General features: G+C 72.3%; 20 protein-coding genes and 1 pseudogene. 8 read left to right on the forward strand and 13 right to left on the reverse strand.

The genetic code is table 11. The features are described 5' to 3' along the window. Positions 1–108 precede the first annotated feature (108 nt). Positions 109–495 carry a hypothetical protein gene (locus TU30_RS17365; protein WP_042170946.1) on the reverse strand — a complete coding sequence of 129 codons (387 nt, stop codon included), beginning with the start codon at positions 493–495 and terminating at the stop codon, positions 109–111. Positions 496–619: 124 nt separating this feature from the next. Next, positions 620–4,351, reverse strand: coding sequence for an ABC transporter ATP-binding protein (locus tag TU30_RS17370; RefSeq protein ID WP_042170950.1), 3,732 nt, complete (start codon positions 4,349–4,351; stop codon positions 620–622). Between the two features lie 297 nt (positions 4,352–4,648). On the opposite strand from TU30_RS17370, the gene TU30_RS17375 reads away from it, so the two are divergent. Further along, positions 4,649–5,482, forward strand: coding sequence for an endonuclease I family protein (locus TU30_RS17375; RefSeq protein WP_042170953.1), 834 nt, complete (start codon positions 4,649–4,651; stop codon positions 5,480–5,482). 216 nt (positions 5,483–5,698) lie between these two features. Beyond that, complete coding sequence (locus tag TU30_RS17380; RefSeq protein WP_042170956.1) at positions 5,699–5,920, forward strand: DUF397 domain-containing protein; 222 nt, start codon at positions 5,699–5,701, stop codon at positions 5,918–5,920. A gap of 162 nt (positions 5,921–6,082) precedes the next feature. On the opposite strand, the gene TU30_RS17385 is transcribed toward TU30_RS17380, so the two are convergent. From TU30_RS17385 to speB, 7 genes are all read right to left on the reverse strand, one after another. Beyond that, complete coding sequence (locus tag TU30_RS17385; RefSeq protein WP_234307891.1) at positions 6,083–6,466, reverse strand: RloB family protein; 384 nt, start codon at positions 6,464–6,466, stop codon at positions 6,083–6,085. After that, on the reverse strand, positions 6,466–6,690 hold the full coding sequence (locus TU30_RS17390) for a hypothetical protein (RefSeq protein WP_042170959.1): 225 nt from the start codon (positions 6,688–6,690) through the stop codon (positions 6,466–6,468). The genes TU30_RS17385 and TU30_RS17390 overlap by 1 nt, the downstream gene beginning before the upstream one ends. Before the next feature lie 150 nt (positions 6,691–6,840). Continuing rightward, a complete protein-coding gene (locus TU30_RS17395; protein WP_042170961.1) occupies positions 6,841–7,251 on the reverse strand; it encodes a VOC family protein in 411 nt (136 codons plus the stop codon). 81 nt (positions 7,252–7,332) lie between these two features. After that, a complete protein-coding gene (locus tag TU30_RS17400; protein WP_176726134.1) occupies positions 7,333–7,725 on the reverse strand; it encodes a helix-turn-helix domain-containing protein in 393 nt (130 codons plus the stop codon). A gap of 50 nt (positions 7,726–7,775) precedes the next feature. Next, positions 7,776–9,044, reverse strand: coding sequence for an MFS transporter (locus tag TU30_RS17405; protein WP_042170962.1), 1,269 nt, complete (start codon positions 9,042–9,044; stop codon positions 7,776–7,778). A gap of 52 nt (positions 9,045–9,096) precedes the next feature. After that, on the reverse strand, positions 9,097–10,809 hold the full coding sequence (locus TU30_RS17410; RefSeq protein WP_042170964.1) for a thiamine pyrophosphate-binding protein: 1,713 nt from the start codon (positions 10,807–10,809) through the stop codon (positions 9,097–9,099). Continuing rightward, positions 10,806–11,786, reverse strand: a complete 981-nt coding sequence (gene speB / locus TU30_RS17415; RefSeq protein WP_042170967.1) for an agmatinase — start codon at positions 11,784–11,786, stop codon at positions 10,806–10,808. The genes TU30_RS17410 and speB overlap by 4 nt, the downstream gene beginning before the upstream one ends. Before the next feature lie 313 nt (positions 11,787–12,099). Here speB and TU30_RS17420 point away from each other — a divergent pair, with 313 nt between their 5' ends. Further along, positions 12,100–12,900, forward strand: a complete 801-nt coding sequence (locus TU30_RS17420) for a phosphatase (RefSeq protein WP_042170970.1) — start codon at positions 12,100–12,102, stop codon at positions 12,898–12,900. On the opposite strand, the gene TU30_RS17425 is transcribed toward TU30_RS17420, so the two are convergent. The 3 genes from TU30_RS17425 to TU30_RS17435 form a co-directional block, all read right to left on the reverse strand. Further along, complete coding sequence (locus TU30_RS17425) at positions 12,897–13,793, reverse strand: acyl-CoA thioesterase II (RefSeq protein WP_042170973.1); 897 nt, start codon at positions 13,791–13,793, stop codon at positions 12,897–12,899. The genes TU30_RS17420 and TU30_RS17425 overlap by 4 nt on opposite strands. A 47-nt stretch (positions 13,794–13,840) precedes the next feature. Beyond that, positions 13,841–14,998, reverse strand: a complete 1,158-nt coding sequence (locus TU30_RS17430) for an acyl-CoA dehydrogenase family protein (protein WP_042170976.1) — start codon at positions 14,996–14,998, stop codon at positions 13,841–13,843. A gap of 187 nt (positions 14,999–15,185) precedes the next feature. Beyond that, the gene (locus TU30_RS17435; RefSeq protein ID WP_042170979.1) at positions 15,186–15,782 is read right to left on the reverse strand and encodes a TetR/AcrR family transcriptional regulator; all 597 of its coding nucleotides are present in this window, start codon (positions 15,780–15,782) and stop codon (positions 15,186–15,188) included. A gap of 84 nt (positions 15,783–15,866) precedes the next feature. On the opposite strand from TU30_RS17435, the gene TU30_RS17440 reads away from it, so the two are divergent. From TU30_RS17440 to TU30_RS17455, 4 genes are read left to right on the forward strand one after another with little or no spacing between them, the layout of a single operon-like run. Next, positions 15,867–17,483: a carboxyl transferase domain-containing protein gene (locus tag TU30_RS17440; RefSeq protein ID WP_042170981.1), complete on the forward strand. Its 1,617-nt coding sequence runs from the start codon at positions 15,867–15,869 to the stop codon at positions 17,481–17,483. Positions 17,484–17,511: 28 nt separating this feature from the next. Continuing rightward, entirely contained in the window at positions 17,512–19,485 is a 1,974-nt protein-coding gene (locus TU30_RS17445) for a biotin carboxylase N-terminal domain-containing protein (RefSeq protein ID WP_042170983.1), read from the forward strand. Next, positions 19,482–20,429 carry a hydroxymethylglutaryl-CoA lyase gene (locus TU30_RS17450; RefSeq protein ID WP_042170985.1) on the forward strand — a complete coding sequence of 316 codons (948 nt, stop codon included), beginning with the start codon at positions 19,482–19,484 and terminating at the stop codon, positions 20,427–20,429. Before TU30_RS17445 ends, TU30_RS17450 begins: the two co-directional genes overlap by 4 nt. A gap of 6 nt (positions 20,430–20,435) precedes the next feature. Continuing rightward, positions 20,436–21,599, forward strand: a complete 1,164-nt coding sequence (locus TU30_RS17455; RefSeq protein ID WP_042170988.1) for an acyl-CoA dehydrogenase family protein — start codon at positions 20,436–20,438, stop codon at positions 21,597–21,599. Positions 21,600–21,870: 271 nt separating this feature from the next. On the opposite strand, the pseudogene TU30_RS17460 reads toward TU30_RS17455, so the two are convergent. Then, positions 21,871–23,071: pseudogene (locus TU30_RS17460) on the reverse strand (ABC transporter permease). 2 nt (positions 23,072–23,073) lie between these two features. Here TU30_RS17460 and TU30_RS17465 point away from each other — a divergent pair. Continuing rightward, positions 23,074–23,817 (forward strand): hypothetical protein, encoded by a 744-nt coding sequence (locus TU30_RS17465; protein ID WP_042170991.1) that lies wholly within the window; start codon positions 23,074–23,076, stop codon positions 23,815–23,817. The last annotated feature ends 14 nt before the right edge of the window (positions 23,818–23,831 follow it).

Here is a 23,831-nt window from a genome sequence, read left to right on the forward strand (position 1 = left end):
ACCGACCAACTCGCCCGAGCACCAGGGGACATGGGGATAACCCTCTGCGCAGAAGAGGGCAAAGGCCTTACGCCGGACAGAAATCGCGGCTCGGGTCCGGGCGCGCGCTCAGCACAGGATCCAGCCGGAGCTGACCGATCCGCCGGCCACCCTGCCTTCCACCCAGATGCAGCGGCGTCCGGCGTGCACGGTGACCGGGCCGGCGTGCCGCTTGTAGCGGCCCTCGTCGACCACCGGACGGCCGCCGCGCGCCCGGATGCTCACCGACATCTTCCGCTTGGTGCCGGGCTTCCGGGCGAGGGTCACGGCGCAGAGGTAGCCGCCGCGCTTGTGGACGACGACCGAGCCGGTGGAGAACGGCAGGGTGCGCATCTTGCGTCCGGGGCAGTGCGCCGCGGCCTGTGCGTCGGCCGGCGCGGCGACCACCAGCAGCCCCGCCGCGGTCAGCACCGCCAGGCAGAGCGCGAGCCGCCGGTGTATCGCTCCACTTCCCACTGTCGTTCCTCCCCGTACCGCACCGCATGTGCCGCGACCGACGACGTACGGGTGTACGGACGCACGGCGTACCACGGATGGTTGCCCGCCCGCCTCCCCTGCCCCGCGCCCGCCCCCCGCGGGCTCACCGTCCCGCGCCGACCGGCTCCTCCGGTTCGGCCTGCCCGACGAAGGTCCGCCACAGCGCGGCGTACTTCCCGTCGCGGGCCAGCAGCTCGTCGTGCGTGCCGTCCTCGGCGACCCGGCCGTGGTCCATGACGACGACCCGGTCGGCGCGGGCCGCGGTGGTCAGCCGGTGCGCGACCACCAGCGTGGTGCGCCGTCCCGCCAGCCGGTCCGTCGCCCGGTTCACCTGGGCCTCGGTGGCCAGGTCGAGCGCGGCCGTGGCCTCGTCGAGCAGCAGGACGTCCGGGTCGACGAGTTCGGCGCGGGCCAGCGCGATCAGCTGGCGCTGGCCGGCGGAGAGGTTGCGGCCGCGCTCGGCGACCTCGTGCAGGTAGCCGTCCTCCAGCGTGGCGATCATCTCGTGCGCCCCGACCGCGCGGGCCGCCGCCTCGACCTCGGCGTCGGTGGCGTCGGGGCGGCCGTAGGCGATGGCGTCGCGGATCGTGCCCGGGAAGAGGTAGGCCTCCTGCGGGACCACGCCGAGCCGGTGCCGGTACGCGGTGATGTCGAGGTCCCTGAGGTCGGTGCCGTCGACGGTGACCCTGCCCCCGGTCGGGTCGTAGAACCGGGCCACCAGCTTGACCAGGGTGGACTTCCCCGCCCCGGTCTCGCCGACGAACGCCACGGTCTGCCCGGCGGGGATGTCCAGGTCGATGCCGCCGAGCGCCTCCTCCTCGTCCCCGTAGGCGAAGCGCACGTCCTCGAAGACGACCCGGCCGCGCAGCGAGGGCACGCCGAGGGGCTTCGCGGCGTCCCGGGTGGACGTCGGCTCCCGCAGCAGTTCCTGGATGCGGCCCAGGGAGACGGACGCCTGCTGGTAGCCGTCGAAGACCTGGGAGAGCTGCTGCACCGGGGCGAAGAACAGGTCGATGTAGAGCAGGTACGCGACCAGCGCGCCCGTCGTCAGCGTCCCGTCGTCGACCCTGATCCCGCCCACGACGAGGACCGCCACCGCTGCCGACGACGCCAGGAACTGCACGAACGGGAAGTACACCGAGATCAGCCACTGGCCCCGGATACGGGCGGCCCGGTAGCCGTCGCTGCGCTCGGCGAAGCGACGGTTGCCCTCCCGCTCGCGCCCGAAGGCCTGCACGATCCGCAGCCCGGACACCGACTCCTGGAGGTCGGCGTTGACCACCGACACCCGCTCCCGGGCCAGCTCGTACGCCTTCACGCTGGCCCGGCGGAAGAAGTACGTGGCGATGACCAGCGGGGGCAGCGTGGCGAAGACGACCAGGGCGAGCTGGACGTCGATCACGAGCAGGGCGGCCATGATGCCGAAGAAGGTGACCACCGAGACGAAGGCGGTGACCAGGCCCGTCTGCAGGAACGTCGACAGCGCGTCGACGTCGGTGGTCATCCGGGTCATGATCCGGCCGGTCAGCTCGCGCTCGTAGTAGTCGAGGCCGAGCCGCTGGAGCTGGGCGAAGATCTTCAGCCGCAGTGAGTACAGCACGCGTTCGCCGGTGCGTCCGGTCATCCGGATCTCGCCGGTCTGCGCCGCCCACTGGACGACCACCGCGAGCAGGCCGAGCAGGGCCGCCGCCCAGACCGCGCCGAGGGCGGCCCGGGTGACGCCGTCGTCGATGCCGTTCCGGATCAGCACCGGCAGCAGCAGGCCCGCGCCGGCGTCCACCGCGACGAGGCCGAGGCTGACGAGCAGGGGCGTGCGGAAGCCGCGCAGGAGGCGGCGCAGGCCGTAGGACTCCTCCGGCTGCACGGCCCGGCGCTCGTCGACGTCGGGGAGGTCGTCGGCCGGGGGCAGCGCCGCGACCTGGGCGAGCAGTTCCGGGGTGGCCGGGCTGCCGGCCAGGGCGGTGTCCTTGGGCTCGCGGTCGCCGGTCCACAGGTGGGGGGTGACCCCGCGTTCGGCGTCGAACTCGGCGTCCAGCTCCGCGCGGACCGTGGTGCCGGCGGTGTCGTCCTCGCGGAGGACGACGGCCGGGTGGTGGCCCGGGGAGACGCCGCCCAGCTCGTCGGGGTCGGTGAGCAGCCGGCGGTAGAGGGCGGAGCGCCGCTGCAGCTCGTCGTGGGTGCCTATGTCGGCGAGCCGGCCGCCGTCGAGGACGGCGATGCGGTCGGCGAGGTTCAGGGTGGAGCGGCGGTGCGCGATCAGCAGGGTGGTGCGGCCGCGCATGACCTCGGCCAGCGCCTCGTGGATCTCGTGCTCGACGCGGGCGTCCACGGCGGAGGTGGCGTCGTCGAGCACCAGCAGGCGCGGGTCGGTGAGGAGGGCGCGGGCGAGCGCGACGCGCTGGCGCTGGCCGCCGGAGAGGGTCAGTCCGTGCTCGCCGACGGTGGTGTCGTAGCCGTCGGGCAGCTCCGTGATGAACCGGTCGGCCTGGGCGGCGCGGGCGGCGGCCACGATCTGTTCCCCGGTCGCGTCCGGGCGGCCGTACGCGATGTTGGCCCGCACGGTGTCGGAGAAGAGGAAGGAGTCCTCCGGGACCAGCCCGATCGCGGCCCGCAGCGACTCGGCGGTCAGTTCGCGCACGTCGTGCCCGCCGACGAGGACGGCGCCGCCGGTGACGTCGTAGAAGCGCGGCAGGAGCAGGGAGACGGTGGACTTCCCGGAGCCGGAGGCGCCGACGACGGCGAGGGTCTCGCCGGGCCGGATCTCGAAGGACAGACCGTTCAGGACGGGGCGGGCGGGGTCGTAGCCGAAGGAGACGTCGTCGAACTCGACGGTCGCGGGGGCGTCGGCGGGGAGCTCCTTGGTGCCGTCGGCGAGGGCCGGCTCGGTGTCGATCAGTTCCAGGACGCGCTCGGTGGCGGCCCGCGCCTGCTGCCCGACGGTCAGCACGACGGCGAGCATCCTGACCGGGCCGACCAGCTGGGCGAGGTAGGTGGAGAAGGCGACGAACGTGCCCAGTGTGATGTGGCCGCGCACGGCGAGCCAGCCGCCGAGCGCGAGCATCGCCACCTGGCCGAGGGCGGGGACGGCCTGGAGGGCCGGGGTGTACCGGGAGTTCAGCTTGACGGTGCGCAGTCGGCCCGCGAACAGCCGGCGACCGACCTCGCGGAGCTTGCCCGTCTCCTGCTCCTCCTGCCCGAAGCCCTTCACCACGCGGACGCCGCTGACCGCGCCGTCGACCACGCCGGCGACGGCGGCCGCCTGGGCCTGCGCGTACCAGGTGGACGGGTGCAGCCGGGTGCGGCTGCGCCTGGCGATCCACCACAGGGCGGGGGCGACGGCGACGGCGACGGCCGTGAGCGGCAGCGACAGCGACGCCATGATCCCGAGCGAGATCAGGAACAGCAGGATGTTGCCGATGGTCATCGGCAGCATGAAGAGCAGGCCCTGGATCAGCTGGAGGTCGCTGGTGGCCCGCCCGACGACCTGCCCGGTGGACAACTCGTCCTGACGGCGGCCGTCGAGTCGGGTGATCGTCCCGTACATGTCGGTCCGCAGGTCGTGCTGGACGTGCAGGGCGAGCCGCCCGCCGTAGTAGCGGCGGACGTACGTGAGGACGTAGACGACGACCGCGGCACCGATCAGCGCGCCCGCCCAGGGGGCCATGGCGCGGGTGTGGTCGCCGATCACGTCGTCGATGATCACCTTGGTGAACAGCGGGACCAGCGCCATCACGGCCATGCCGCCGAGGGACGAGCCCAGGGCCAGCACGACGTCCCCCGGATGACGCCACGCGTACGTGCCCAGTCGTCGTGCCCATCCCTGCTGCGGTGCCACGCGGGTGCCCTCCGGTCGTCCTGATCGGACCGTCCTGATCTGCCGGAAGACACCAACGCCCACCGAGCCGGATTTCATCCCTCCGCCCCCTTCGGGACGGCCGCCCCCGGCGGGGTGACGGGCGGGGCGGACCGCCGGCCCCGGCGCACCCGGGCGTCCCGGGCCCGTGGCCACGGAGCGGGGCGCTCCTCCAGAAGGACGTCACGCAATCGACACGTCATGTACATTCCCATGACCTCATGTCCATGTCACGATGCGAGCACCCTGACTCAACCCGCGTAGATCGGACGCCCCCACATGCTCGCGATACGCATGCGCACCCGGCGCCACAAGGCGCCGGCGTTCGCCACGGCCGCCGCGCTCACCGCCCTGGCCGTCCCCGCCCTCACCGCGACCCCCGCCACGGCCACGCCCACGGCCCCCGCCACCGCCACCGCCACGACCTACGATTCGACGTACTACAAGAACGCGGTCGGCAAGACGGGGACCGCTCTGAAGTCCTCGCTGCACACGATCATCAGCAACCAGACGAAGCTGTCCTACTCGGGCGTCTGGAACGCGCTGAAGGCCACCGACCAGGACCCCCGCAACAGCAACAACGTGGTCCTGCTGTACTCGGGCCTCTCCCGCAGCAAGTCCCTCAACGGCGGCGACACCGGCGACTGGAACCGCGAGCACGTGTGGGCCCAGTCCCACGGCGGCTTCGGCACCTCCACCGGCCCCGGCACCGACATCCACCACCTGCGCCCGACGGACGTCCGGGTCAACAGCATCCGCGGCAACAAGGACTTCGACAACGGCGGCAGCGCCGTCTCGGGCGGCGGCGGCAGCCTCACCGACTCCGACTCCTTCGAGCCCCGCGACGCCGTCAAGGGCGACGTGGCCCGCATGATCTTCTACATGGCGGTCCGCTACGAGGGCGGCGACGGCTGGGCCGACCTGGAGGTCAACGGCAACGTCAACAACGGCAGCGCCCCCTACATGGGCAGGCTCTCCGTACTGAAGGCCTGGAACGAGCAGGACCCGCCGGACGCCTTCGAGGAGCGCCGCAACCAGGTCATCTACGACTCCTACCAGCACAACCGCAACCCGTTCATCGACCACCCGGAGTGGGTCGAGGCGATCTGGTAGGGCCCCGCGACGCCCGTGGTGCCCGGCGACGGTCCCCGAGCACCACGGCACCACCCCGGCAGCCCCGCCCGCCCGGACGAAGCCCTACCCGTCGGCCTCGCACCGTCCGACCTCGAGGAAGTACCGCAGGGCGTCCGGGGTGCGTTCGTCCGGAGCCGCTTCCGCCGCTGCGCGCAGTGGCTCTGCTCAGGGCAACAGCAAGGGACTACGAACATCATGGCTGACCGAGCGATACCGAACGCAGGGGCGCTGAAGGGCCGGCGGAAGTCCTCTCGCAGCAACTACCAGGACGGCAGCTGCCTGGAGGTCCTGGACAACTGCCCCACGGGCGTCCCCGTCCGCGACTCCAAGGCCCCCGAGGGGCCCGCACTGGTCTTCCCCTCGGCCGGGTGGGCGTCGTTCGTTGCAGGGGTCAAGAACGGACACCTTTTCATCTGACTACTCACCGCGCCGATTCGTCCGGCCCGCCTTGTGGCGCGGGCCGGACGTCCCCCACTCAGGCCGCCGCGACAGGTACCGCAACCTGCCCAGACAGCAAGTCGTCCACAAGCCCTTGCTTGAGTTGACGCAGCTTCGCAAGCTCGGCGAGGCCGAGAGGGGTCAGTACGTGTCGATGTGCAGCGCCTTCTGATCCAGCGCGTCGCGGACGTACTTGTAGTTGTCGTGGTCGAAGAGGCACCAGACCTGAGGCAGGTACTCAGCCTCCAGCTTGGCCCGCTTCGCCTTGCGGTCCTCTTCGCGCTTCAGCCTGATCGCCTGCTCGACGAGGTCGAGCGGCTTGCGCCCGCTGTCCGCCCTGCGGTTGGCGATGTGTATCTCCACCGGCACCTCGTCGGCGAGTGGGACGCCCTGGTCCTTGAGGATGTCGAGATACGAGGGCTCGGTCACCTTGCCCTCGGTGAAAACGAAGACCTGACGCCTGCGCTGCCCGCCCCGTCGAGCCGGACGCTCCCACGAGTCCCTGCCCTTCTGCGCCCGCCCCATCAGTCGCGCCCCGCCCTGTCCGCTCGCTCGCCCGTCCCGTCGTACGCGCCGGCCTCACGCGCCACCAGCAGCCTCCGCGCGATCTGCCCCTCCAGGAGAGCCGGAACCCCGCCGAAGACCCCGGCGAGATAGGACTGCGTGAGGTCCTCGTCCTCGCCCGGCTCCGCATCGGTGAGCGGGTACAGCCCGGTCGCCCCGTCCTTGTCTTTCTCCGTCAGCCACACCTGCGCCGGGGCGAGGAGCCGCTCGAGGCGATCCGGTGGCGGACGGTCCCCCGATACGGACGGCGACGGGCACCGGCCGTCCGCTCCGCGCAGGTGCGTCGCGGAGCGGGTGAGCCCGTCCCGGCCCGCCCGGCATCCGCCCGGAACGTCTCAGGCCTTCGGCTGGGTGAAGCGGATGCGGTTGCCGAAGGGGTCGCGCAGGCCGCAGTCGATTCCGTACGGGCGCTCGGTGGGTTCCTCGGTGAACTCCACGCCCTTCTCCAGCAGCCTCTCGTAGGTCTTGCGGCAGTCGTCCGTGGTGAGGACGAGCCAACCGCCCATGGCGCCCTTGGTCACCAGCTCGCGTACCTGCTCCGCCGTCTCCTCCGACATCGCCGGAGCGCCCGGCTTCTCCAGGAGGATCTGCCGCTCGGGGTGGCCGGGGACGCTGACGGTCAGCCAGCGCATGAAGCCCATGTCGATGTCCGCGGCGACCTCCAGACCGAGCGTGCCGGCGTAGAAGTCGAGGGCCTGGTCCTGGTCGAGGACGTATATCTGTGACTGCGTGATGGCGTTGAACATGACGCTCACGCTATCGAGTCGGCCGGACGGAAACTTATCCGGAACTGCTCGGTTGCCGGCCGCCGGACACCTGCCGGAAGGTCAGGTACTCGGTCGGGTCCACGCCATCGTGAAGCACGTCGGCACGCCCACGGCCCTCGCCTCCTTGCGGTACGTGCGTGGTGACCGGCCGACGATGTCGCGGAACGTACGGCTGAAGGTTCCCGGGCTGCCGAAGCCGACCTCGAAGCCGATGTCCGTCACGCTGCGGCCGGTCTCCCGCAGCAGGAACATCGCCCGTTCCACCCGGCGGCGCTGGAGGTAGCGGTGCGGTGTCTCACCGAACGTGGCCCGGAAGGTCCGCGTGAAGTGCGCCGGTGACACGTGCGCGATGCGCGCCAGGGCGGGGACGTCCATCGGCTGCGCGTAGTCACGGTCCATCGCGTCCCGCGCACGGAGCATGCGGCGGTTGGTCTCTTCGGCGGCGCGGCTCACGCTGCCATCCCATCACGGTCCACCCGCCGCCCACCACGCGCGGACCGGCTCTACTCGATCGGCTTCTCGCCCCGGGGCGGCCGGGCGCGGGCCACGAAGGGCCGGGAGAGGACGGTGACGGCGACGGAGAGGGCGGCCAGGGCGGTGATCGTGGTGCCGGGGGTGAGGTACAGGGCGACGGCGCCGGCGAGTGCGGCTCCGATGCCCTGCCAGGTCATCCGGCCGGCGGACTCGACGCCCTGGACCTGGCCGCGGACCGGGTCCGGGGTCAGCGCGAGCAGCTGCTCCTGGAGCGGCAGGGTGGCGGCGAACCCGGCGCCGGCCACGAACGCCGCGACCGCCGCCGCCCACGGGGGCGGGCCGGCGGCGAACAGCAGGTAGGGCACGGCGAGCAGCAGCCGCAGGGCGAAGGCGCAGCGGCGTCGCCGGCCGGCGGTGAGCAGTCGCCCGACCGCCAGGTCCCCGAGCAGCATGCCGGCCGAGCCGGCGGCCAGGAGGACGCCGGCGTGCTCGGGGTCGTAGGAGATGAACAGGGCCTCGCAGCCGACGATCAGACCGTTGGGGACCCACAGGTTCAGCAGCAGCGCGCGCCTGCCGGGGTGGGAGAGGAGTTCGACGTCGGCCGCCCAGGTCCGGCGCAGTCCGGGACGACGGGCCGGATCGGCCGTACGGGCCGTGCGGGCCGAGTGCTCCCGGACGGTGGTCGCCACGGTGACGAGCCCGAGTGCGGTCAGGGCGGCGGCGACGGCGAAGACCTCGTGCGGGCTCAGGTGGCGGAGCAGGACCGCGCCGGCGGCGAAGCCGAGGACGGCCGTGCCGCCCGAGGTGATGTTCATCAGCGACCGCGCCACCGCGTACGTGGAGGCGGGGACGACTTCGGCGAGCAGCCCCAACCGCGTTCCGGTGCCGAGGGACTGGAAGAACCCCAGCACCAGGAGCAGGCCGAACCGGGCGGCCAGGGGCAGCCCCGGGACCGCCTGCGCGGCGACGCCCGCCAGGGAGAGGCACTGGAGCGTGACGAGGGTCCGGCGCGGGCGGTGCCCGTCCGCGACCGACATCAGGGTCAGCGCGCCGAGCACCGTGGCGAACGTGGCGCCGTACATGCTCACGGCGGTCAGGAACGGGGACCCGGTCCTGTCGTCGACCAGCGTGCCGAGCGCGAAGCCCGACAGGGTGCTCGCGGCGACCGTCAGCGTGAAACTGACGTGCAGGCCGGCGAACTCACGGTTGCGGAGCAGGGCGCGGTAGCCGGCGGGAGGAGCCCCGGTGGGGGCGGGAGCGCGTGCGGAAGGGGGCGCGGAGGCGTCGTCGGAGGGCATGAAAAAAGCCTCCGTATGCGCCCGCTGGGCGCCGGAGGCCAACTCGCACAGTCTAGCAGGGAGTTCGGCCGGCAGGCGCCCGGTCCAGGTGGGTGGGTGCGAACATCCGCAGGACCGTGGGGAGGACGACCACCGACGGGCCCGGCGTGTTCAGGGCCCGGGACAGGTCGTGCTCCAGGGTGCCGGGGGTGGTCTGCACGCCCGGGACGCCGAAGGACTGTGCCAGGGCCACGAAGTCCGGGCGGGTCAGGTCGGTCGCCGTGGCCTCGCCGTAGGCGTCGGTCATGTACGCGCGCAGGATGCCGTAGCCGCCGTCGTCGACGATCAGCCAGGTGACGTCGAGGTCGTACTGGCGGGCGGTGGCCAGTTCGGCGACGGAGTACAGGGCGCCGCCGTCCCCGGAGACCGCGAGGACCGGGCGGGTGGGGTCGGCGACCGCCGCGCCGAGGGCGGCCGGGAGGCCGTAGCCGAGGCCGCCGGCGCCCTGGGCGGAGTGCAGGTGGTTGGGTCCCTTGGCGTCGAAGGCGGACCAGGCCCAGTAGGCCAGGATCGTCATGTCCCAGAAGGAGGGCGAGTCTGCGGGCAGGGCGCGGCGGACCGACGCCAGCACCTCCTGTTCCAGGGTCAGTCCCTGGGAGGCGATGCGTTCGGCGACCTTCGACACCAGTGTGCGCACGCGCTCCGGCGCCGCCTCGTCCTCGCGCGGCTCCACCGTCTCCAGCAGGGCCTGGAGGGCGAGGCGGGCGTCCGCGTGGATACCGAGCGCGGGGTGGTTGGACTCCAGCTTGCCGAGGTCGGCCTCGATCTGGACGATCCGGCCGCGCGGCGTGAACGTGTGGTGGTTCGAGGAGAGTTCGCCCAGTCCCGAGCCCACGACCAGGAGCACGTCGGCGTCCTGGAGGAAGTCCGTCGTGTGGCGGTCCTCCAGCCAGGACTGCAACGACAGAGGGTGCGTCCAGGGGAAGGCGCCCTTGCCGCCGGGGGTGGTGACGACCGGCGCCCGGAGGCGTTCGGCGAGCTTGCGGAGCTTGCCCGAGGCGTCGGAGCGGATCACTCCCCCGCCCGCGATGATCGCGGGGCGTTCCGCGTGCGTCAGCCAGTGGGCGGCCACCGCCGTCAGCTCGGGGCGCGGGGGCAGTTCGTCGGGGGTGGCGTCCATGGCCGTCACGACCGGGAGGGACGTCGGGGCCGCCAGCACGTCCTGCGGGATCTCCACCCACACGGGGCCGTGCGGCACCGTCAGCGCCGACTTCCAGGCCCCGGTGACCGCCGACGGGATCTGGGACGCGGTGCGCGCGGTGTGGACGGACTTGACCACGCCCCGGAACGAGGCGGCCTGGTCGGGCAGTTCGTGCAGGTAGCCGTGGCGGCCGCCGCCCAGTCCGGCGGTCGGCACCTGGCTGCCGATCGCCAGTACGGGGGCGGAGGCGGCGGCGGCCTCCTGGAGCGCGGGCAGCGCGGTCAGCGCGCCCGGTCCGGTCGACAGCAGCAGCGGGGCCGCCTCGCCGGTGAGGCGGCCGTACGCGTCCGCCGCGAAGGCGGCGTTGTTCTCCACCCGCAGGCCGACGTACCGGAGGTCCGAGCGGCGCAGGGCGTCGAAGACGCCGAGCGCGTGCCGGCCGGGCAGGCCGAAGACGGTCGTCGCGCCGAGGCCGGCCAGGGTCTCCACGACCAGGTCGCCGCCGGTGCGGCCGCCGGGAGGGTTCAGCGCGGCCTCCGTCTGTGCGGCGGTCGGGCGGAGCACCAGGTCGTGGTCGTGGGTCACTTGCTCTCGTTCTCCTCGCGGGCCCCGGCGATCTGGCGGGCCATGATCGTGGTCAGCTCGTACGCCGTGTGGGAGGCGGCGACCGAGGTGATCTCCGCGTGATCGTACGCGGGGGCCACCTCGACGAGGTCGGCCGAGACCAGGCGGCAGGAGGACAGCCCGCGCAGGATCTCGAGCAGCTCGCGGGAGGTCAGGCCGCCGGCCTCGGGGGTTCCGGTGCCGGGGGCGTGCGCCGGGTCCAGGCAGTCGATGTCGATGGAGATGTACAGCGGGCGGTCGCCGATGCGCTGCCGCAGCTGGTCGGCGACCTCGTCGGCGCCCCGGCGGTAGACGTCCGCCGAGGTGACGATGCCGAAGCCCATCTTCTCGTCGTCGGTGAGGTCCTGCCGGCCGTAGAGCGGGCCGCGGATGCCGACGTGGGAGAGGGCCTCGGTGTCGAGGACGCCCTCCTCCACGGCCCGGCGGAACGGGGTGCCGTGCGTGTACTCGGCGCCGAAGTAGGTGTCCCAGGTGTCCAGGTGGGCGTCGAAGTGGAGCAGGGCGACCGGGCCGTGCCTCTTCGCGACCGAGCGCAGCAGCGGCAGCGCGATGGTGTGGTCGCCGCCGAGGGTCATCAGGCGGGCTCCGGTGCCGAGCAGGTCGTCGGCGGCGGCCTCGACGGTCTCGACGGCCTCGTTGATGTCGAACGGGTTGACGGCGATGTCGCCGCCGTCCGCGACCTGGGCGAGGGCGAAGGGGGAGGCGTCCTGCGCGGGGTTGTAGGGGCGCAGCAGCCGGGACGCCTCCCGGATGGCGTTGCCGCCGAACCGGGCGCCCGGCCGGTAGGAGACGCCCGAGTCGAACGGCACGCCCACCACGGCGATGTCGGTGCGGCCGACCTCGTCGAGCCGGGGCAGCCGGGCGAAGGTCGCGGGGCCCGCGTACCGGGGGACGCGGGACGAGTCGACGGGCCCGCGGGGCGTCTCGTTGCTGCTCATGGGTACGGCCTTCTTTCCTGCGCTTCGTCGCGTGGACACTGCCTGCTCGCATGACTCCACTGACGCCGGGGCCCTGGCCCGGCGTCACTGTCAGCGACGTTAGGCGGCCGGAAAGCGGGCTGCAAAGTATACGTTTCATCCACTTCGGACGGCGGACATGGAGGAAACGTCCACCCCGCCGGCCCCCGGGGCCGTCCCTGCGGGAACACGGCCACGGTGAGTACGCGTACGGAGGCCGTCCGAGTACGTGACGCACGTCCCAGGGGGTAGTACGCCGGGTACGCCCGGCCCCGGCTGCTCCACAATGGGAGGCATGCCGATATCCGGGACGCCCAGCCGCGCCGAACTCCTCGTCCACCTCGCTGCCACCCGTATCGCGGGCGACGTCGCCACCCCGCGCGAGAACAACCTCTCCCACTACCGCAAGCTGGCGAACGGCGACCGCCACTACTGGCTCGGCCTGGAGCTCGGCGACCGCTGGAGCGACGAGCAGGACGTGCTCGCGGTGATGGCGGAGCGGGTCGGCGTCAGCGACGACGCCGAGCACCGGTACGGCCAGGACACCATCGATCCCGAGCTGACCGTGGCCGGCCTGGAGCGGATGGCGGGGCGGCTGCGCAAGGCGGCGGACGGGCGGCAGCGGGTGCTGCTGGCCACCGGTCACCCCGGCGGGCTGCTCGACGTGCACCGGGCCACGGCCGCCGCGCTGCGCGCCGCCGGCTGCGAGATCGTGGTGATCCCGGACGGGCTGGCCACGGACGAGGGCTATGTGATGCAGTTCGCGGACGTGGCGGTGCTGGAGCACGGTGCCACGCTGTGGCACACGCACTCCGGCGAGCCGATGAAGGCCATTCTCACCGCCCTGGAGCGCGAGGGCCGCCCGCTGCCGGACCTGGTGGTCGCCGACCACGGCTGGGCGGGCTGCGCGGGGCAGCACGGAGTCGACTCCGTCGGCTACGCGGACTGCAACGACCCGGCGCTGTTCCTGGCCGAGGCGGAGGGCACCGTCCAGGTGACGGTGCCCCTCGACGACCACGTGGTCAGCCCCCGCCACTACGACCCGATGACGGCGTACCTGCTGGCGGAGGCGGGGCTGGAGCAGGGCGCCCGCTAGGGCGCCGGTGCAGGCTCCTCGCGGGGGACGCGGACCAGGCCCTCCTGGATGACCGAGACCGCGAGGCGTCCGTCCTGGGTGTAGATGCGGGCCTGGCCGAGGCCCCGGCCGCCGTGCGCGGACGGGGACTGCTGGTCGTACAGCAGCCATTCGTCCGCGCGGAACGGGCGGTGGAACCACATCGCGTGGTCGAGGGAGGCCCCGACCACGTCCCCCACCGCCCAGCCGCCGCGGCCGTGGGCGAGCAGGACCGAGTCCAGCAGCGTCATGTCGGAGACGTAGGTGGCGAGGACGACGTGCAGCAGGGGTTCGTCGACCTCACCGCCCAGCTTGCCGTTGGTGCGGAACCACACCTGGGAGTGGGGGGCGCGGGGCTCGCCGAAGCGGCCGTAGGGCGGCTCGTCGACGTAGCGCAGGTCCACGGCCCCGCGGGCCTCCAGGAAGCGCTCGACGACGTCGGGGGCGAGATGCCCGTAGTCGCGCAGCCGTGCCTCGGAGGTGGGGAGGGTGGCCGGGTCGGGCGCGGACGGCATCGGCTCCTGGTGTTCCAGGCCTTCCTCGTGCGTCTGGAAGGACGCCGAGAGGTGGAAGACCGGCTTGCCGTGCTGGACCGCGACGACGCGGCGGGTGGTGAAGGAGCGGCCGTCGCGGATCCGGTCGACGGTGTAGACGATCGGCGCGCCGGCGTCGCCGGGGCGCAGGAAGTACGCGTGCAGGGAGTGGGCGGGCCGGTCCGCGGGGACGGTCCGCCCGGCGGCGACCAGCGCCTGCGCGGCGACCTGCCCGCCGAAGACGCGGGGGACGACGGCGAAGCGGGACTGGCCGCGGAAGATGTTCTCCTCGATCTGCTCGAGGTCGAGCAGATCGAGGAGTTCCCGTAGTGCCTGGCTCATGGGGTCAGTTGTACCGGTACGTGTAGAGGCCAGGGATGTCGGTGGCCTTACAGGCCCATGTCCTTGGCGATGATCGTCTTCATGATCTCGCTGGTGCCGCCGTAGATGCGGTTGACGCGGTTGTCCGCGTACAGGCGGGCTATCGGGTACTCGTTCATGTAGCCGTAACCGCCGTGCAGCTGGAGGCAGCGGTCGATGACGCGGTGCGCGACCTCGGTGCAGAACAGCTTGGCGGAGGCGGCCTCGGCGGGGGTGAGCTCGCCCGCGTCGAGGGCCTCGGTGGCGCGGTCGGCGACGGCCTCGGCGGCGTCCACCTCGGCCTGGCAGGCGGCCAGCTCGAACTTGGTGTTCTGGAAGTGGGCGACCGGCTTGCCGAAGACGGTGCGCTCCTGCACGTACTGCTGGGCGAACCGGACGGCGGCCTTGGCCTGCGCGTAGGCGCCGAAGGCGATGCCCCAGCGCTCGGAGGCCAGATTGTGGCCGAGGTAGGAGAAGCCCTTGTTCTCCTCGCCGAGGAGGTCCTCGACGGGGACCTTGACGTCGACGAACGCCAGCTCGGCGGTGTCGGAGGTCCTCAGGCCGAGCTTGTCGAGCTTGCGGCCGACGGAGTAGCCCTCGGACCTGGTGTCGACGGCGAACAGGGAGATGCCGTGGCGGCGGTCCTCCGCGGTCGGCGCGGCGGTGCGGGCGCAGACGATCACCTTGTCGGCGTGGACGCCGCCGGTGATGAAGGTCTTGGCCCCGTTGAGGACGTAGTGCGTGCCGTCCGCGCTCGGCTTGGCGGTGGTCTTCATGCCCGCGAGGTCGGAGCCGGTGCCCGGCTCGGTCATCGCGATGGCCCACATCTCCTCGCCGGTGGCGAACTTTGGCAGGTAGCGCTTCTTCTGCTCGTCGGTGGCGAGCATCTTGATGTAGGGCAGGGCGAGCAGCACGTGCACGCCGGAGCCGCCGAACTGCACGCCCGCGCGGGCGGTCTCCTCGTAGAGGACCGCCTCGAACTTGTGGCTGTCCAGGCCCGCGCCGCCGAACTCCTCGGGCACGTTGATCCCGAAGATGCCCAGCTCGCCGAGCTTGTGGTAGAAGTCACGGGGCGCCTGGCCCGCCGCGAACCACTCGTCGTAGACCGGGACGACCTCGGCCTCGATGAAGTCGCGGATGGTCTCCCGGAAAGCCTCGTGGTCCTCGTTGAAAACCGTACGGCGCACGCCTCCACCTTTCCTTGCGCCTGAACCGGCGCCGCTCTCGCGTACGTGGTTGCCCGCCGTGGGGGCTCCTCAACGGATGGTTGCGGCCCCATGCGGCTAAGCGCTTGCTCAGGGTCTCAACCGTACCGGTGGGTAGCCAAAGCCGTCCAGACCGCCGGCCGCGTAACGCTCGTCACGTGCGCCGGCGTCAGGCCGTGCCCGCCGCGGCGAAGGCGCCGCGGGCCATCCGGTGCAGGAGGGCCGCCGTCGTGGCGCGGCCGGGCAGGGAACCGGGCCGGGCGAAGTGCGGGGTGGAGTTGAGCAGCCCGAACACGGAGTGCACGGCCGAGCGCGCGGCGGCTTCGGCCAGCTCCGGGTAGAGCGCGCGCACCACCTCGACCCACAGCTCGACGTACTGCCGCTGCAGCTGCCGCACCAGCTTGCGGTCGGTGTCCCGGAGGCGGTCCAGCTCACGGTCGTGCAGGGTGATGAGGGGCCGGTCGTCGAGCGCGAAGTCGATGTGGCCCTCGATCAACGAGTCCAGGACCCCCTCGGGAGCCGCCCCGTCGACCTCCTTCAGCCGCCGTTTCGCACCGCTGAGCAGCTGCCCGCTGATGCCCACGAGCAGCTCCGAGAGCATCGCGTCCTTGCCCGCGAAGTGCCGGTACAGGCCGGGCCCGCTGATGCCGACCGCGGCGCCTATCTCGTCGACCCCGACTCCGTGGAAGCCGCGCTCGGCGAACAGCCGCGCGGCCTCCCTGAGGATCTGCTCGCGGCGGGTCGGGGCATCGGTTCTGGTGGCCATGGGAACGATTCTAGACAGCAGGGTTAGCGGTCGTTAACCTGAGCGGGACCGTTAACGCTCATTAACCAGTGAGGGGACCGGCAGATGGACGAGGCACCGGAGCTTCACAGCGCGGCCGATCCCGCGTCGGAGTCCTTTCGGGCCAACGAGGAGGCGCACCGCGCGCTCGTCGAGGAGCTGCGCGCCAAGCTGGCGTCGGCCGCGCTCGGCGGCGGTGAGCGGGCGCGGGCCCGGCACACCGCGCGGGGGAAGCTGCTGCCGCGCGAGCGGGTGGACACCCTCCTCGACCCCGGTTCGCCGTTCCTGGAACTGGCCCCGCTGGCGGCCGACGGGATGTACGAGGGCCAGGCCCCGGCGGCCGGGGTGATCGCCGGGATCGGGCGGGTGGCGGGGCGCGCGTGCGTGGTCGTCGCCAACGACGCGACCGTCAAGGGCGGCACGTACTACCCGATGACGGTGAAGAAGCACCTGCGCGCGCAGGAGGTGGCCCTGGACAACCGGCTGCCCTGCGTCTACCTGGTGGACTCCGGCGGCGCCTTCCTGCCGATGCAGGACGAGGTCTTCCCGGACCGGGACCACTTCGGGCGGATCTTCTACAACCAGGCCCGGATGTCCGGTGCCGGCATCCCGCAGATCGCGGCGGTGCTGGGCTCGTGCACGGCGGGCGGGGCGTACGTCCCGGCGATGAGCGACGAGGCGGTGATCGTCCGCGGCCAGGGCACGATCTTCCTCGGCGGCCCGCCCCTGGTGAAGGCGGCCACCGGCGAGGTGGTCACGGCGGAGGAGCTGGGCGGCGGCGAGGTCCACGCGCGGGTGTCGGGCGTCACCGACCATCTCGCCCAGGACGACGCGCACGCGCTCAGGATCGTGCGGAACATCGTCGCGACGCTGCCCGCGCGCGGTCCGCTGCCCTGGCGGGTCGAGCAGTCCGTCGAGCCCAAGGTCGACCCCGGGTCGCTGTACGGCGCGGTCCCGGTCGGCTCCCGTACGCCGTACGACGTGCGGGAGGTCGTCGCGCGCGTGGTCGACGGTTCGCGGTTCGCCGAGTTCAAGGCGGAGTTCGGACAGACCCTGGTGACCGGCTTCGCCCGGATCCACGGCCATCCGGTGGGGATCGTCGCCAACAACGGCATCCTGTTCTCCGAGTCGGCCCAGAAGGGCGCCCACTTCGTCGAGCTGTGCGACCAGCGCGGCATTCCGCTGGTGTTCCTGCAGAACATCTCCGGCTTCATGGTCGGCAAGGACTACGAGGCCGACGGCATCGCCAAGCACGGCGCCAAGATGGTGACGGCGGTGGCGTGCACGCGGGTGCCGAAGCTGACGGTGGTGGTCGGCGGTTCCTACGGCGCGGGCAACTACTCGATGTGCGGCAGGGCGTACTCGCCCCGCTTCCTGTGGATGTGGCCGGGCGCCAAGATCTCGGTCATGGGCGGCGAGCAGGCCGCCTCGGTGCTGGCGACGGTCAAGCGGGACCAGCTCCGGGCGCGCGGCGAGGAGTGGCCGGCCGAGGACGAGGACGCGTTCAAGGCGCCGGTCCGCGCCCAGTACGAGCGGCAGGGGAACGCCTACTACGCGACGGCCCGCCTGTGGGACGACGGGGTGATCGACCCGCTGGAGACCCGGCAGGTCCTGGGCCTGGCCCTGACCGCGTGCGCCAACGCGCCACTGGGCGAACCCCAGTTCGGCGTCTTCCGGATGTGAGGGACGGACGGCTGTGACAGATCGAGCGATGTTCGAGACGGTTCTGGTGGCCAACCGGGGCGAGATCGCCGTCCGGGTCATCCGCACCCTGCGGTCGATGGGCGTGCGCCCGGTGGCCGTCTTCTCCGATGCGGACGCCGACGCCCGGCACGTCCGCGAGGCGGACACGGCGGTACGGATCGGGCCCGCGCCGGCCGCGGAGAGCTACCTGTCGGTGGAGCGGCTGCTGGAGGCCGCCGCCCGTACCGGCGCCCGGGCGGTGCACCCCGGGTACGGCTTCCTCGCCGAGAACGCGGGGTTCGCGCGGGCGTGCGAGGAGGCGGGGCTGGTGTTCGTCGGTCCGCCGGCCGACGCGATCGCGCTGATGGGTGACAAGATCCGCGCGAAGGAGACGGTGGAGGCGGCCGGGGTCCCGGTCGTCCCCGGCTCCAGCGGCAGCGGCCTGACGGACCGGCAGCTCGCCGACGCCGCACGCGCGATCGGCGTGCCGGTGCTGCTGAAGCCGTCGGCGGGCGGCGGCGGCAAGGGCATGCGCCTGGTGCGGGACGCGGCGGCGCTGCCCGACGAGATCGCCGCCGCGCGGCGCGAGGCCCGCGCCTCCTTCGGCGACGACACGCTCCTGGTCGAGCGGTGGATCGACCGCCCCCGGCACATCGAGATCCAGGTGCTGGCCGACGGCCACGGGAACGTGGTGCACCTGGGCGAGCGCGAGTGCTCCCTGCAGCGCCGGCACCAGAAGATCATCGAGGAGGCACCCAGCGTCCTGCTCGACGAGGAGACCCGGGCCGCGATGGGCGAGGCGGCGGTCCGGGCGGCCCGCTCCTGCGGCTACCGGGGCGCGGGCACGGTGGAGTTCATCGTGCCGGGCGACGACCCCGCCTCGTACTGCTTCATGGAGATGAACACCCGTCTCCAGGTGGAGCACCCGGTCACCGAGCTGATCACGGGACTCGACCTGGTGGAGTGGCAGCTGCGGGTGGCGGCGGGCGAGCGGCTCGGCTTCACGCAGGACGGCGTCCGGCTCACCGGCCACGCCGTCGAGGCCCGGATCTGCGCCGAGGACCCGGCGCGCGGTTTCCTCCCCTCGGGCGGCACGGTGCTCAGGCTGCGCGAGCCGCAGGGCGGGGGGTCCCCCCTGCGCGAAGGGCCTGGGGGAGGCGTCCGCACCGACTCCGGGCTGAGCGAGGGCACGGAGGTCGGCAGCCTGTACGACCCGATGCTGTCCAAGGTGGTCGCGTACGGTCCCGACCGCGCGAGTGCGCTGCGCAGACTCCGGGCGGCACTCGCAGAGACGGTGACGCTGGGCGTGCAGACCAACGTCGGGTTCCTGCGGCGGCTGCTCGCGCACCCGGCGGTGGTGAGCGGCGACCTGGACACGGGGCTGGTGGAGCGGGAGGCACAGGGCCTGGTCCCCGCCGGCGTACCGGAGGAGGTGTACGAGGCCGCGGCGGCCGTACGCCTGGACGCGCTGCGGCCGCGTACCGGGGGCTGGACGGACCCGTTCTCGGTGCCGGACGGCTGGCGTCTGGGGGGTACGCCGAAGCCGGTCGCGTTCCACCTGCGCGTGCCGGGAGGCGAACCCGTGACGCACAGCGCCCGCGGCACCCACACCGTCACCGACGACCGGGTGTCGGTGACGGTGGACGGCGTCCGCCACACCTTCCACCGCGCCGCCGACTGGCTGGGCCGGGACGGCGACGCCTGGCAGGTGCGCGACCACGACCCGGTCGCCGCCTCCCTGACCGGCGCGGGCCGGGCGGGCGCCGACTCGCTGACCGCGCCGATGCCCGGCACGGTGACGGTGGTGAAGGTCGCCGTCGGCGACGAGGTGGGCGCGGGCCAGAGCCTGCTGGTGGTGGAGGCGATGAAGATGGAGCACGTCGTCTCCGCCCCGCACGCCGGCACGGTCACCGAACTGGACGTGGCCCCGGGTACGACGGTCGCCATGGACCAGGTGCTGGCGGTCGTCGCCCCCGCGGCCGCGGAGGAGGAGGCGCCGTGAACCCCGTGGAACCGGGCCTGCCCATGACCGTACCGGCGAAGGGCCTGCCGGCGCGGGTGCGGATCCACGAGGTCGGCGCGCGCGACGGTCTGCAGAACGAGAAGGCGACCGTCCCGACGGCCGTCAAGGCGGAGTTCGTCCGCCGTCTGGCCGGCACGGGCCTGACCACGATCGAGGCGACGAGCTTCGTCCACCCCGGGTGGGTGCCCCAGCTGGCGGACGCGGAGGACCTGTACCCGGCGGTGGCCGGCCTGCCGGTGGCGCTTCCGGTCCTGGTCCCCAACGAACGGGGCCTGGAGCGCGCGCTGGCGCTCGGCGCCCGGCGGGTGGCGGTGTTCGCCAGCGCCACGGAGTCCTTCGCCAGGGCCAACCTCAACCGCACGGTGGACGAGGCGCTGGCGATGTTCGAGCCGGTGGTGGCCCGGGCCAAGCGCGAGGACGTCCACGTCCGCGGCTACCTGTCGATGTGCTTCGGCGACCCGTGGGAGGGAGCGGTCCCGGTCCCCCGGGTGGTGGAGGTGTGCCGGGCCCTGCTGGACATGGGCTGCGACGAACTCAGCCTGGGCGACACCATCGGGGTGGCGACCCCGGGCCATGTGACCGCCCTGCTCACCGCGCTCGCCGACGCGGGCGTGCCCGTGAGCGCGCTGGGCGTGCACTTCCACGACACCTACGGCCAGGCCCTGTCCAACACGCTGGCCGCGCTCCAGCGGGGCGTCACCACGATCGACGCCTCCGCCGGCGGGCTGGGCGGCTGCCCGTACGCGAAGTCCGCCACCGGCAACCTCGCCACCGAAGACCTCGTGTGGATGCTGCGCGGACTCGGCATCGACACCGGGGTCGACCTCGGCCGTCTCGTCGCCACGAGCGTCTGGATGGCCGCCCACCTGGGCCGACCCAGCCCGTCCCGCACCGTCCGCGCCCTCTCCCACCAGGAGCAGTGAACGACCATGGACCACAGGCTCTCCCCCGAACTGGAAGAACTCCGCCGCACGGTCGAGGAGTTCGCGCACGACGTCGTGGCGCCGAAGATAGGTGACTTCTACGAGCGGCACGAGTTCCCGTACGAGATCGTCCGCGAGATGGGCCGCATGGGCCTGTTCGGCCTGCCGTTCCCGGAGGAGTACGGCGGAATGGGCGGCGACTACTTCGCGCTGGGGGTGGCGCTGGAGGAACTGGCCCGGGTGGACTCGTCGGTGGCGATCACCCTGGAGGCCGGTGTCTCGCTGGGTGCGATGCCGCTGCACCTCTTCGGCACCGAGGAGCAGAAGCGCGAGTGGCTGCCCCGTCTGTGCTCCGGCGAGATCCTGGGCGCGTTCGGCCTGACGGAGCCGGACGGCGGCAGTGACGCGGGCGCGACCCGCACCACGGCCCGCCTGGACGAGACGACGGACGAATGGGTGATCAACGGCACGAAGTGCTTCATCACCAACTCGGGCACGGACATCACGGGCCTGGTCACGGTGACGGCGGTCACCGGCCGGAAGCCGGACGGCAGGCCGCTGATCTCGGCGGTCGTCGTCCCGTCGGGCACCCCGGGCCTCACGGTGGCGGCCCCGTACTCGAAGGTCGGCTGGAACGCCTCGGACACGCGGGAGCTGTCCTTCCAGGACGTCCGCGTCCCGGCGGCGAACCTGCTGGGCGAACAGGGCCGGGGCTACGCCCAGTTCCTGCGCATCCTCGACGAGGGACGGATCGCCATCGCCGCGCTGGGCACGGGCCTGGCGCAGGGCTGTGTGGACGAGTCGGTGAAGTACGCCGGTCAGAGGCACGCGTTCGGCCGTCCGATCGGCGCCAACCAGGCCATCCAGTTCACGATCGCGGACATGGAGATGAAGGCCCACACCTCCCGCCTGGCCTGGCGCGACGCGGCGAGCCGCCTGGTGGCCGGCGAGCCCTTCAAGAAGGAGGCGGCGCTGGCCAAGCTGTACTCGTCCACGGTCGCGGTGGACAACGCCCGTGACGCCACCCAGATCCACGGCGGCTACGGCTTCATGAACGAGTACCCGGTGGCCCGCATGTGGCGCGACTCCAAGATCCTGGAGATCGGCGAGGGCACGAGCGAGGTACAGCGGATGCTGATCGCCCGGGAGCTGGGGCTGCCGGTGCTGTGACCGGGCAGGTCCGCCGGGACGGGCAGGCCGCGCCGGCGAGTGGGCGCCCTCCCCGGCGGACACCCCTCCCGCTCCGGATGTGGGCACGTGCCGTGCGCTCGGCGGCCAGGACGCCCCGGTGGCAGCCGTCGTGGGCGGCCTCTCAGGTCACCCTAAAGGCCGCCCCCGTCACCGCACTTGATCAAAAAGTACCCAAAACACCCCCCGACACCCGCCGACACCCGCCGCCCGCATGGCGTGAATGCGCCAGATCCCCGCAGGCCGAAACGCGTCAGCGCCGCAGCGCCTCGACCGGCTGCACGCGTGACGCCCTGACTGCGGGACAGAGGCCGGCCAGCAGGCCGGTGGCCAGACCGGCCACCGGGGCTGCTGCCACCGTCGCCGGATGAATCACGGGTGTCCACTCCCGGACCACAGCCACGGCCACCACGGTCGCCGTGCCGGCGGTGGTGCCCAGCAGGCCGCCCAGTGCCCCGAGCGCCCCCGACTCGGCGAGGAACTGGCCGGCGACATGCCGTCCGCGCGCACCCAGTGCCCTGCGCAGACCGATCTCACCGGTCCGTTCGAGCACGGCCACCAGGGTGGTGTTGGCGATCCCGACCGCGCCGATGACCAGACAGACCGATGCCAGCAGCAGAAACAACTGGTCGAGGTCGGAACCGACGGACGAACGCAGTTGCTCGGGGTCCGGCGGAGCGATCGCGCGGAAGTACTCAACATGGTCGGGCCGCAGAGCCAGACCGGCTTCCGCCGCGACCTGCTGGGCCGCCCCGATCCGGGTGGAGATGAGCATCCTGGGCTCCGCAGCGTTCTCCGCCCCCCAGACGCGTTCCGCCGTGCTTCTCGGCACGACCACGGAGGGCAGCAGGTCGGCCTTGCGTTCCACGTCACCGACGATACCCACCACCGAGAACGCCTCCCCACCGACGAAGACCGCAGGCGCGTTCTCCAGCGTGGTGATGCCGAGTCGGCGAGCCACCCCCTCCCCGACCACGGCCACCGGCGCGGCCGTCCGCTCGGCGAACTCGTCGTGGACAAGCCCCTGTTCCAGGCTCGGCACCGCCGCCGCGAGAGCGCCTGGGGAGGCGGCCACCACCTTGGTGCGCGAGGTTGGACCCGACAGCGTCCGCCTGTGGCGAGGCGCTCACCACGACGTCGTCGGGCAGCCGGACGGTGAAGTACACACCCGCGTGGTCGACGCCGTTCAGCCTCCCGATCCGTGCGTCGGCGTCCTGGGGGAACGCCATGTCGACGAACTCGTTGTGCTGCCGGGCATTGTCCTCGACCGTCACCTCGGTGGCGCTCAATTCGGTGAACCGGTTGTCGATCTGCGACGACGCGGTGGCCGTCAGCCCGAGCACGGCCACGAAACTGCCCACGCCCAGAACAGTGCCGAAGGCGGTCAGCAAGGCCCTCGCGGGCCGCTGCAGGATGCCCGCGAGGGCCTCGGCACACAGGTCGCGCAGGTGCAGACATGACGTGGTCGGACGAGCTGCTCAAGGACATCCAGACGTACTTCCAGAAGATCGGCATTCCGGAGGAGGGCCCCCCGGACTCGTGGCCGTGGCCGGGGGAGACCAAGTACACGACCAGTTACTGCGTGGAGTTCATGCTGAACTGGGACGACCTTTTCACGTCCCTGGCTCGAGTACTGAGAATGCGGAAGACGCTGATCCAGGTTTCCGCGATATGGGAGCTGCGCCACTTCAACGTCACCAGCATTGCCGGCCTGGCCGTCCCCGCGGTCAATGACCAGTTCTCCGACGCCTGCGTGTACGACTACCACAACGACGGCGCGCTGCCGGACTGGGCAACGCAGTTCGCCGACATGATCACCCCGTTCCGGGACTGCTCCACAGGTGTGGGGCAGGTGTTCGGCGTGCGGGCGATCACCGCCCGCAACCACGCGGTCGATCTGGGCCTGCTCAACGAGTCGAAGCGGGACGCGTCGGTCGACGCCGACGTCTGGGCCACCTGGGAGAAGCTGCACTACAACCAGTCGTTCAACATCTCGACGGTGCCGTACATGCACATCCTGCACGCCCACGAGCACGGTCTGGCGCGCCCGGGCCTGGCGACCGGCGAGGCGGACACGGAGAAGCTGCTGCAGTACTACCAGGGCGACACCGCCGAAGCGGCGGAGCAGGCGAAGCTGCGCATGGGCATGTACCGCATCATCGAGGACAAATACCAGAGCGTGTTCCGCGCGTACGCGTGACACGGACGAGTGGA

Origin of the sequence: Streptomyces sp. NBRC 110035 (assembly GCF_000829695.1) — a bacterium.
In the GTDB taxonomy this organism is placed as follows: Bacteria; Actinomycetota; Actinomycetes; order Streptomycetales; family Streptomycetaceae; genus Streptomyces.